Origin of the sequence: Streptomyces sp. NPDC057474 (genome assembly GCF_042802555.1) — a bacterium.
GTDB lineage: Bacteria > Actinomycetota > Actinomycetes > Streptomycetales > Streptomycetaceae > Streptomyces.
In genome coordinates this window covers 1-10,148 of record NZ_JBHVDX010000294.1, presented here as the reverse complement: position 1 = coordinate 10,148, position 10,148 = coordinate 1, and the positions used below count along the sequence as shown (strand labels likewise).

The following is a 10,148-nucleotide window of genomic DNA, read 5'->3' as shown; positions in this document are numbered from 1 at the left end:
CTGTCGAGCGACGGCCCCCTACCTTGTGCTGGTGCGGTTACAGCGTGGCGAAACCGTAGTTCATGAGCTTCTTCACGTCCGCCATGCGGTTGGCTGCGGAGGAGGACGTGAGGACGGTGCCGACGATCGTCTTGCCGTTGCGGGTGGCGGCGAAGACGAGGCAGTACTTGGCCTCGGTGCCGGAGCCCGTCTTGATGCCGATCGTGCCGTTCCAGCCGAGAAGGTCGTTGGTGTTCTTCCAAGCCGCCATGGTGCGGGTGCTGCCGGTCTTGGTGACGGTCTTCGCCGTGTAGGACTTCGTCGCCACGATCTTCTTGAAGTTCGAGTTCTTCATGACGTCGCGCGCGAGCTTGGTGAGGTCACGCGGCGTCGAGGCGTTCGCGCCCTTGCTGATGCCGTCGAACGAGTCGAACTTCGTGTTCGTCATGCCGAGGTTCTTGGCCGTGGTGTTCATCTTGGCGATGAAGTTCTTGGTGCGGGCCGAGACCGTCGAGCCGGAACCGAACTTGTCAGCCAGCGCCATCGCGGCCTCGCAGCCCGACTTCAGCATCATCCCGTACAGCAGCTGACGGACGGTGACCTTGTCACCGACGATCAGGTTGGCCGACGAGGCGCCGTTCTTGACGATGTAGTCGCTGTACTCCTTCTTGATCGTCACCTTGGCGTCGAGGTTCAGATTCGACTGCGAGAGCACGACCTTGGCGGTCATGATCTTCGTGGTGGAGGCGGTGAGCCTCTTGGTGTCAGCGGTCTTGGTGAAGAGAGCCTTGCCATTGGCGCTGTTCATCACGAACCCGCCCTTGGCGGTGATCGTGGGCTTCGCGGGGGCGGCCTGCGCGGGGGCGGAGCCGACGACTCCGGTCGCGATCATCGCGCCGGTGGTCACGACGACTGCAGCGGCTCTGCGGACACGTGCGCCCTTTATGGCGGTAATCAAGTTAAATACCCCGATTGCGTCAAATGTCTGTGGAGCGCGGCCACTTGGGCTCCGTTTGCGGGCAAGCAGGGCCGCTTCTCGTGTGACAAGTGAGTAGCACAAAAGGTTGTGCGCTGGGTGAGACGGGGGTCAATTCAAGTCCATCTCACAGCCCCTTGACGGGTCCGGGATGGGTCCAGGATGGGCCCAGGGATGGGGTCGCCGTCCCGGATCGTGGACGGCGGCAGTGATGGGTACGTGTTGTATCTATGCTGTGGGCATGCCTTCCGCCCCAGCTGCCGCCCCCGCCCCCGCCGTGAAGCAGCCCCCCGCCGCCGACCGTGTATACGCCCACGTCAAGCAGGGTGTCCTGGAGCGTCGTTACGAGGGCGGCACGCTGCTCACCGAGGGCGAGCTGGCCGAGGCGGTCGGGGTCTCCCGGACGCCGGTGCGGGAGGCGCTGCTGCGGCTGGAGGTCGAGGGGCTGATCAAGCTCTACCCGAAGAAGGGCGCCCTGGTGCTGCCCGTCTCCGCGCAGGAGATCGCGGACGTCGTCGAGACCCGGCAGCTGGTCGAGGAGCACGCGGTCCGCAAGACGGTCCCGGCCTCGCCGCAGCTGATCGAGCGGCTGGAGAGCCTCCTGGAGCAGCAGAAGACGCAGGCCGCTGCCGGGGACCTGGCGGGCGCCGCGGTCACCGACCGCTGCTTCCACGCCGAGATCGTCCGCAGCGGGGGGAACGAGATCCTCTCCCGCCTCTACGACCAACTCCGCGACCGGCAGCTGCGGATGGGTGTCGCCGTGATGCACGCCCACCCCGACCGCATCACCAAGACGCTCAGCGAGCACGAGGAGATCCTCCAGGCGCTGCGCACGGGCGACGCGGAGGCGGCCGTGAGCCTCGTGCACCGGCACGTCAGCTGGTTCTCGAACCTGGCGCGGGGGGAGCTCCGTTGAGCCGCCCCGCCATAACCTCCTCCGCCGGGTCCCTGCCCGGAGACCCGCCCGGCGGCAGCCGCGCCCTCGCAGTCTGGGGTGTGGGCGTCTCCGTCTACTTCGTCGCCGTCATCTTCCGTACGTCGCTGGGCGTGGCCGGCCTCGACGCCGCCGACCGCTTCCAGGTGGGCGCCTCCGCCCTGTCGACCTTCTCGATACTCCAGCTGCTGGTCTACGCGGGCATGCAGATACCCGTCGGCCTGCTGGTCGACCGGCTCGGCACCAAGAAGGTGCTGACCCTGGGCATCCTGCTGTTCACGGCCGGCCAGATCGGCTTCGCGCTGTCGCCGTCGTACGGCACGGCGCTGGCCTCGCGGGCACTGCTCGGCTGCGGCGACGCGATGACGTTCATCAGCGTGCTGCGGCTGGGCAGCCGCTGGTTCCCGGCCCGGCGCGGACCGCTCGTCGCGCAGATGGCGGGCCTGGTCGGCATGGCGGGCAACCTCGTCTCGACACTGCTGCTGGCCCGGCTGCTGCACGGGGTGGGCTGGACGGCGGCGTTCGCGGGCAGCTCGGTCGCCGGCCTCATCGTCCTCGTACTGACCCTGCTGTTCCTGAAGGACCACCCCGAGGGGCACGAGCCGGAGCCGTTCCCGCATCACGGGGCCGCGTACGTGCGGCGCCAGATCGCGGCGTCCTGGCGGGAGCCCGGCACCCGGCTCGGGATGTGGGTGCACTTCACCACCCAGTTCCCGGCGATGGTGTTCCTGCTGCTGTGGGGGCTGCCGTTCCTGGTCCAGGCGCAGGGTCTCAGCCGTGGCACCGCCGGTGAGCTGCTCACCCTCGTCGTCCTGTCCAACATGGTCGTCGGACTGGTGTACGGCCAGATCGTCGCCCGACACCACGCGGCGCGGCTGCCGCTGGCGCTCGGCACGGTCCTCGCGACGGCGGCGGTGTGGGCGACCACGCTCCTGTACCCCGGCGAGCACGCGCCGATGTGGCTCCTGGTCGTCCTCTGCGCGGTCCTCGGCGCCTGCGGCCCGGCCTCGATGCTCGGCTTCGACTTCGCCCGCCCGGCGAACCCGTCGGAGCGTCAGGGCACCGCCTCCGGAATCACCAACATGGGCGGTTTCGTCGCCTCCATGACGACCCTCTTCGCAGTAGGCGTCCTCCTGGACGTGACTGACGACGACTACCGCATCGCCTTCTCCGCCGTCTTCGTCCTCCAGGCCCTCGGCCTCACCCAGATCCTCCGTCTGCGCGGCCGCGCGGCCCGCCGCGAACGGGAACGGCTGGTGGCGAGCCGGGTGGAGACGGTGCACGTACCGGCGTAAGGGCCAGGCCTCAAAAAGCCCTGTGACCCGGTGGCTACACGGTCACCGCGAACGCTCGCAGGATCGCCGCGATCAGGTGGGGGTCGCCCTCGGCCTTGATGCGGTCGGCGACGAGGTCGGCGGTGACGCGGCCGCAGGCCAGGCGGACGTAGGTCTCCCAGTCGAGGGTGAGGGTGGCGGCGGGGCCGAGGGCGGGGGCGGTCTCCACGGTGCCGCGGCCCTGCATGTCGACGCGGACGGTACGGATGAACTCCACCGGGCCGTGCACGTCGAAGACGACGGCCGAACTGCGCGGCGCCTGCGCGTCCTCGGCGACGACCTTCGGCAGCACGGACAGCAGCTCGTCACGGACGACGAACGCGCCCGGCGAGTCCAGGTTCCCCGGCTGGCCCAGCGCGGCGCGCAGGTCCTGCTCGTGCACCCACACATCGAACGCGCGGTTCCGCATGGCCTGTTCGAGGGTCAGCTCCGTGCTGAGCGGGCCACGGATCTTGTGCCCCGGGTCCCGCGACTCGTTCCGCAGCTGGCGGTTGCGCCGGATGATCGTGTACTCCAGCTCGGAGGTCATCTCCGGCGCGGTGTGGTGCCGGCGGGCGTCGACCTGCATCTCCATGTACCGCTGGTGCTCGGTCCGTACGTGGTACAGGTCGCGCGGGAGGGTGTGGATCGGCCGCGGGTCCCCGAGCATCTCGCAGTCCAGGCCGATGACATGGGAGACCACATCGCGCACCGACCAGCCGGGGCATGGCGTCCGCCGGTTCCACTCGCCCTCCACGAGCGGCGACACCAGCTCGGATATCGCGTCCACGGAGTGGGTCCAGGCGTCGGCGTAGGGCTGAAGAGTGGGATGCAGACTCACGGAACGGGACCCCTCGGGCGGTCGGTACCTGTCAGTACGGTCGGTGCGTATCGGTATGTGGGTGGCGGATTTCAGTAGGGGCGTCGGCGTTGACGGCGGTGAGTGGGCGTCGGCGGCTGTCAGTGGGTGCTGTGGAACGTTAAGTTACGCTGCTGTGAGGCACCCCGGCAGTGCTTTCGTGTGACGATCGTAGGCCGGTGTGGACGGCTCGAATGCCAGGACGGTGGTAGTGTGCGCGCCTCGCTCATCCAGATCGGCGTAGATGAGGACGAATCGGTCGATTCGCGCAGGCGGCGCGTGGCGTCGTTGGTGCGGGACCAGGCCGGCGCCGATCTCGTCGTCCTCCCGGAGCTCTGGACCACCGGCGCTTTCGCGTTCGAATCCTTCGCGACGGCGGCCGAGCCGCTGGAGGGGCCGACGTACGAGGCGATGGCCAAGGCGGCGAGCGACGCGGGCGTCTGGCTGCACGCGGGCTCGATCCCCGAGCGCACTGATTCCGACAGCGGCTCCGCCGCGGGTGACGGACCTCTTTACAACACCTCCCTCGTCTTCTCACCGTCCGGTGACCTCGCCGCCGCCTACCGAAAGATCCACCGCTTCGGCTTCGACAAGGGCGAGGCGGTGCTGATGGGCGCGGGCTCGGAACTGGTGACGCTCCGCCTCCCCGAGACGACCATCGGCATCGCCACCTGCTACGACCTCCGCTTCCCCGAGCTGTTCCGCGGGCTCGTCGACGCGGGCGCCGAGATGTTCGTGCTGTCGGCGGGGTGGCCGGAGCGGCGGCGGTCGCACTGGACACTGCTGGCGCAGGCCAGGGCCGTGGAGAACCAGGCCTACGTCCTCGCCTGCGGAACGGCCGGTACGCACGCGGGGGTTCCCCAGGCCGGTCACTCGATCGTGGTCGACCCCTGGGGCGAGGTGCTCGCGGAGGCGGGCTCCGACGAGGAGGTCCTCACGGTCGAGTTCGACCCGTCGAAGGTCGCGACGACCCGCGAGCAGTTCCCGGCCCTGAAGGACAGGCTGCTGGGGCTGGAGCCGCCGCGCCGCTGAGCCGCCGCTCAACCCTCCAGGCTGAGCCGCCGCTCAACGCTCCAGGCTTCGGGACCCGTTCCGCAGCGTGGTGAGGAGGGCGTGGAGGGCGGCGGGGGTGGGCGACAGGATGGTGGCGGGGGTGTCGCTCTCGCGGAGGCGAACCCGACCGCATCGGCGTCGGGGTACGCGGTGAGTTCACGGCACAGGTCCTCGCGCTGCGCGAGTCGCGCGCCGTCGGCATCCTGGTCGGAACCATCCGGTTCGGCGAGACGGGCCTGAGCGGTGAGGAGATCCGCCTCGCCAACACCGGTTTCGGTGTCTCCTACGCCCTTCCCGTCATCGTCGCCGGTCTGCTCACCGAGCCGGGCGACCTGCTGATCGTGGAGAACCCGGAGGCGCATCTGCACCCGACGGGGCAGTCCCGGCCCGGCTCACGGAGGGCGGGACGGACCGGCTGCCGCTGGTGCCGGCGGGGCTGGACGAGAGCGTCGACTGACTCGTTGGAGGCCGCCGCCCTCGCCCGCCCGCCCGTCAGTCGCCGCCCGCCCGGACGGTCATACGCCGCCGTAGCCGCCGCCGTATCCGTCGCGGTTGTGCCGGCTCTCGTCGATGACAGGAGTCGAGGGCGGCATCACCACTCGCCTCCGCTTGGCGATGCTGCTGAAGGTGGCTACGCCGATAAGTCCGACGATCATGAAGATGACACCGACCAGGTCGAGGTTGACCCCCTGCATGTCCCAGTCGGTGGCGAACGTGAGGATGGCCCCCACGGCGATCAGAATGATGCACCCGCCCAGGCCCATGAGTGTTCCCTCCCAGTGTCCGGTTGGGTCGGCCGGTCGTTCCGGTCGTTCGGTCCTACCGGTCGACACCGGGTACCCGGACAGGCCGGTCAGTAACAGCCGTTGAGGGCCGGGCACGGGATCAGCCCTCGAGGAAGGCCACCAGAGCGTTCGCCAGGAGGTAGGGGTCCTTCGCGCCGCACAGCTCGCGGGCGCTGTGCATCGAGAGGATGGCGACGCCGATGTCGACGGTGCGGATGCCGTGGCGGGCGGCTGTGATGGGGCCGATGGTGGTGCCGCAGGGCATGGAGTTGTTGGAGACGAACGTCTGGAACGGCACACCGGCCTTCTCGCAGGCGGCGGCGAAGACGGCGCGGCCCGAACCGTCCGTGGCGTAGCGGTTGTTGACGTTGACCTTGAGGATCGGGCCGGCGTCCGCGCGGGGGTGGTGCGTCGGGTCGTGACGCTCCGCGTAGTTGGGGTGGACGGCGTGCCCGGTGTCGGAGGAGAGACAGACCGTGCCGGCGAAGGCACGCGCCCGGTCCTCGTACGAGCCGCCGCGGGCGAAGACCGAGCGCTCCAGCACCCCGCCGAGCAGCGGGCCGTCCGCGCCGGTGTCGGACTGGGAGCCGTTCTCCTCGTGGTCGAAGGCGGCGAGGACGGGGATGTACGGGAGTTCTTCACCGGAGCCGGCGACCGAGGCGAGTGCGGCCGTACCGGCGTGCACGGAAAGGAGGTTGTCCATGCGGGGACCGGCGAGCAGGTCGTTGTCGCGGCCCAGGTACGCGGGGGGCTCCACGGAGTGGGTCATCAGGTCCCAGCCGGTGACCTCGCCCGCGGGGAGGCCGCACTCCTCCGCCAGGAAGGCGATCAGGTCGCCGTCGCGGACGTCGTCGCCGAGGCCCCATACGGGCTGCAGGTGACGCTGCTTGTCGAGCTTGAGGCCCTCGGAGGTGACCGTACGGTCGAGGTGGATGGCGAGTTGGGGGACGCGGAGGAGGGGTCTGTCGACGTTGACGAGGCGGCTGGTGCCGTCGCGCAGGGAGAGCCGGCCGGCGATGCCGAGGTCGCGGTCGAGCCAGGAGTTGAGCAGCGGGCCGCCGTAGATCTCGACGGCGATCTGGCGCCAGCCGTGCGCGCCGCTGTCGGGGCGGGGTTTGACCCGCAGATTGGGGGAGTCGGTGTGGGCGCCGACGATGCGGAAGGGGGTGTGGGGGGTGGCGCCCTCCGGCACGTACCAGGCGATGATCGCGCCGCCGCGCAGCACGTACCTGCCGCCCAGCGATCCGTCCCACGCGTCGGTCTCCGAGACCTGCCGGAAGCCTGCCTTCTCCAGCCGTTCCGCGGCGCTCGCCACCGCGTGGTAGGGGGACGGGCTGCTCGCCAGGAAGGTCATGAGGTCGTCGGTGTGGCCGCGATCGAAGCGTGGGGGTGTGCGCATGGGGTTCACCTTAACGACGTACGAGGGCCCACTCCCGGGGGTCGGGAGCGGGCCCTCGTAGCGAGCGTGTGGAGGAAAGGACGCCGGACGGACGGGCAGGGTCCGTCCGGCGCCGCGACCGGGGTGCGGCCGGGGAGGGGGCGTCTAGAACGCCGCCTCGTCCAGCTCCATCAGGTCCAGTTCGACGCCCTCGGAGATCTTGCGGGCGAGGGTGACGCCGGGGAGGACGTTGGCCGCGAAGAACTTCGCCGCCGCGATCTTGCCGGTGTAGAAGGACACATCCTTGGCGGACAGAGCCTTGCCGGAGGCGGTCTCCAGCTTCTCGGCGGCGACGACGGCGCCCCTGAGGAGCAGGTAGCCGACGACCACGTCACCGGAGGCGAGCAGCAGGCGGCTGGTGTTGAGGCCCACCTTGTAGATGTTCTTGACGTCCTGCTCGGTGGCGGCCAGGTCCGTGAGGAGGAGACCGACGATGGCCTCCAGCTCGACGGCGGCCTTGGCGAGGTGCTCGCGGGCGCCGGCCAGCTGCTCGCCGCCCTCGCCGAGCGCCAGGAACTTCTTGATCTCCTCGGCGAGGGTGTTCAGCGCGGCGCCCTGGTTGCGGACGATCTTCCGGAAGAAGAAGTCCTGGCCCTGGATCGCGGTGGTGCCCTCGTACAGGGTGTCGATCTTGGCGTCGCGGATGTACTGCTCGATCGGGTACTCCTGCAGGAAGCCGGAGCCGCCGAAGGTCTGCAGCGACTGGGCGAGCTGCTCGTAGCCCTTCTCGGAGCCGTAGCCCTTGACGATGGGCAGGAGCAGGTCGTTCAGGGCCTCCAGGGCGGAGAAGTCCTCGCCCGCCGCCTCCTTGACCTGGATCTCGTCCTGGACGGAGGCCGTGTAGAGGACCAGCGCGCGCATGCCCTCCGCGTACGCCTTCTGCGTCATCAGCGAGCGGCGGACGTCGGGGTGGTGCGTGATGGTGACCTTGGGCGCGGTCTTGTCCATGAAGTTCGCCAGGTCGGTGCCCTGGACGCGCTCCTTGGCGTACTCCAGTGCGTTGAGGTAGCCCGTCGACAGTGTGGAGATCGCCTTCGTGCCGACCATCATGCGGGCGAACTCGATGATGCGGAACATCTGGCGGATGCCGTCGTGCTTGTCGCCGATCAGCCAGCCCTTGGCCGGGTGACGGTCGCCGAAGGTCATCTCGCAGGTGTTGGAGGCCTTGAGGCCCATCTTGTGCTCGACGTTGGTGGCGTAGGCGCCGTTGCGCATCCCCAGCTCGCCGGTCTCGAAGTCGAAGAGGTACTTCGGGACGAGGAAGAGGGAGAGGCCCTTGGTGCCGGGGCCGTGGCCCTCGGGGCGGGCCAGCACGTAGTGAAGGATGTTCTCCTCCATGTCGTGCTCACCGGAGGTGATGAAGCGCTTCACGCCCTCGATGTGCCAGGAGCCGTCCTCCTGCTGGATCGCCCTGGTGCGCCCGGCGCCCACGTCCGAGCCGGCGTCCGGCTCGGTGAGCACCATGGTGGAGCCCCAGGTCTTCTCGACCGCGATCTTGGCGATCTTCTTCTGTACGTCGTTGCCCTCGTCGTAGAGGATGCCGGCGAACGCCGGGCCGGAGGCGTACATCCACACCGCCGGGTTCGAGCCGAGCAGCAGCTCCGCGTACGCCCAGATCAGGGAGCGCGGCGAGGTGGTGCCGCCGATCTCCTCGGGCAGGCCGAGACGCCAGTACTCGGAGTCCATGAAGGCCTTGTAGCTCTTCTTGAAGGAGGCCGGTACCGGAGCGGTGTTCGTCTCCGGGTCGAAGACCGGCGGGTTGCGGTCGGCATCCGTGAAGGACTCCGCCAGCTCGTTCTCGGCGAGACGGGCCAGCTCCTCCAGGATGCTCTTGGCGGTGTCCGTGTCCATCTCCGCGAACGGGCCGGTGCCGTACAGCTTGTCGCGCCCGAGCACCTCGAAGAGGTTGAACTCGATGTCGCGGAGATTCGACTTGTAGTGCCCCATGGCGACTGGCTCCGTAAGAGAGATCGGCGAGGCACTGGATCCTCGCGCTAGTTCACGTACCAACAAGTAGCTTCTGTGTCGATGATGCTACCCATCAGTAATAAGAAGCAACCCCGAGCGGTCCATCTGTGACTCGTTACGCTTTGCCGCATGTACGGCTACGACCAGAGCGCCGGCCCTCAGCAGCAGTACGCCCCGCCGCCGCAGCAGCAGATGCCCGGGCAGATGCCCGGCGGCCAGATGGGGGGCGGTTACGGGCAGCAGCCACCGCTGTACCCGGAGCCGTCCCCGCCCTCCCTCGCGGACGCGGTCCGCGCCTTCACCACCGGGCAGATGGCCGCGGAGGACTTCCAGCAGGTCTTCGCGACCTCCAAGGTGTACTGCCCGCGCGGCGACAACCCCGGGTTCCTGGCGCTGCACAACACCCAGCAGCCGGTGATCCCCATGTTCACCTCGCTCAAGGAGCTCCGCCGGTACGCCGGCAAGGAGTCCAAGTACTTCGTGATCACCGGTGCGGAGGTGATCGATCTGCTGCCGACCGGGTACGGCTTCGTCCTCGACATGGAGGGGGAGCACCGGATGGTGTTCGACGCGAAGGCCGTGGAGCAGATGGTGGAGTTCGCGATGCGGCGGATGTACGGCTAGCTCCGCCGGTTGGGCCGGGTTCCGGGTTCAAAGGGGCTGGCTGCGGTTTGTTGCGGGGGTGCGGGTCGTGGGGTTGCTCGCGCAGTTCCCCGCTCCCCTTGCTTGGCCGCAGTGGGCCTTCGTGGGTTTGCTGAACCGTTTCTTCCGGTCCGCCGGGTCCCCTACTGTTCCCCGGTGACCGAGATCGACACCTCGCCGCCGGCCCCGCGTGGCCGGCGG

Annotated in this window: 9 protein-coding genes; 4 read left to right on the top strand and 5 right to left on the bottom strand. The window is 69.1% G+C overall.

The window, feature by feature from the left end; genetic code table 11:
- Positions 1-37: 37 nt before the first annotated feature.
- Positions 38-886, bottom strand: a complete 849-nt coding sequence (locus ACFU53_RS43250) for a D-alanyl-D-alanine carboxypeptidase family protein (protein ID WP_384005278.1) — start codon at positions 884-886, stop codon at positions 38-40.
- 310 nt (positions 887-1,196) lie between these two features.
- On the opposite strand from ACFU53_RS43250, the gene ACFU53_RS43245 reads away from it, so the two are divergent.
- Both ACFU53_RS43245 and ACFU53_RS43240 read left to right on the top strand, forming a co-directional pair.
- Entirely contained in the window at positions 1,197-1,871 is a 675-nt protein-coding gene (locus tag ACFU53_RS43245) for a GntR family transcriptional regulator (protein ID WP_384005277.1), read from the top strand.
- Positions 1,868-3,184 carry a nitrate/nitrite transporter gene (locus tag ACFU53_RS43240; protein ID WP_384005276.1) on the top strand — a complete coding sequence of 439 codons (1,317 nt, stop codon included), beginning with the start codon at positions 1,868-1,870 and terminating at the stop codon, positions 3,182-3,184. The genes ACFU53_RS43245 and ACFU53_RS43240 overlap by 4 nt, the downstream gene beginning before the upstream one ends.
- Before the next feature lie 34 nt (positions 3,185-3,218).
- On the opposite strand, the gene ACFU53_RS43235 is transcribed toward ACFU53_RS43240, so the two are convergent.
- On the bottom strand, positions 3,219-4,043 hold the full coding sequence (locus ACFU53_RS43235; RefSeq protein WP_384005275.1) for a maleylpyruvate isomerase family mycothiol-dependent enzyme: 825 nt from the start codon (positions 4,041-4,043) through the stop codon (positions 3,219-3,221).
- A 231-nt stretch (positions 4,044-4,274) separates the two neighbouring features.
- Between ACFU53_RS43235 and ACFU53_RS43230 the strand changes: the two genes are divergently transcribed.
- Positions 4,275-5,093, top strand: a complete 819-nt coding sequence (locus ACFU53_RS43230) for a carbon-nitrogen family hydrolase (protein ID WP_384005274.1) — start codon at positions 4,275-4,277, stop codon at positions 5,091-5,093.
- Between the two features lie 536 nt (positions 5,094-5,629).
- Here the strand turns inward: ACFU53_RS43230 and ACFU53_RS43225 are convergent.
- The 3 genes from ACFU53_RS43225 to ACFU53_RS43215 all read right to left on the bottom strand — a co-directional run bounded on the left by ACFU53_RS43225 (position 5,630) and on the right by ACFU53_RS43215 (position 9,284).
- On the bottom strand, positions 5,630-5,878 hold the full coding sequence (locus ACFU53_RS43225; protein ID WP_384005273.1) for a DUF6458 family protein: 249 nt from the start codon (positions 5,876-5,878) through the stop codon (positions 5,630-5,632).
- Between the two features lie 121 nt (positions 5,879-5,999).
- Positions 6,000-7,298, bottom strand: a complete 1,299-nt coding sequence (locus ACFU53_RS43220) for a M18 family aminopeptidase (RefSeq protein WP_384005272.1) — start codon at positions 7,296-7,298, stop codon at positions 6,000-6,002.
- 144 nt (positions 7,299-7,442) lie between these two features.
- Positions 7,443-9,284, bottom strand: coding sequence for an acyl-CoA dehydrogenase (locus ACFU53_RS43215; RefSeq protein WP_384005271.1), 1,842 nt, complete (start codon positions 9,282-9,284; stop codon positions 7,443-7,445).
- Positions 9,285-9,434: 150 nt separating this feature from the next.
- Between ACFU53_RS43215 and ACFU53_RS43210 the strand changes: the two genes are divergently transcribed.
- A complete protein-coding gene (locus ACFU53_RS43210; protein ID WP_220647628.1) occupies positions 9,435-9,929 on the top strand; it encodes an SseB family protein in 495 nt (164 codons plus the stop codon).
- Positions 9,930-10,148: the final 219 nt, after the last annotated feature.

Coding starts and splice junctions, on each gene's coding strand:
- ACFU53_RS43215 (WP_384005271.1), bottom strand. CDS start 9,284: ATGGGGCACTACAAGTCGAATCTCCGCGACATCGAGTTCAACCTCTTC.
- ACFU53_RS43245 (WP_384005277.1), top strand. CDS start 1,197: ATGCCTTCCGCCCCAGCTGCCGCCCCCGCCCCCGCCGTGAAGCAGCCC.
- ACFU53_RS43210 (WP_220647628.1), top strand. CDS start 9,435: ATGTACGGCTACGACCAGAGCGCCGGCCCTCAGCAGCAGTACGCCCCG.
- ACFU53_RS43220 (WP_384005272.1), bottom strand. CDS start 7,298: ATGCGCACACCCCCACGCTTCGATCGCGGCCACACCGACGACCTCATG.
- ACFU53_RS43225 (WP_384005273.1), bottom strand. CDS start 5,878: ATGGGCCTGGGCGGGTGCATCATTCTGATCGCCGTGGGGGCCATCCTC.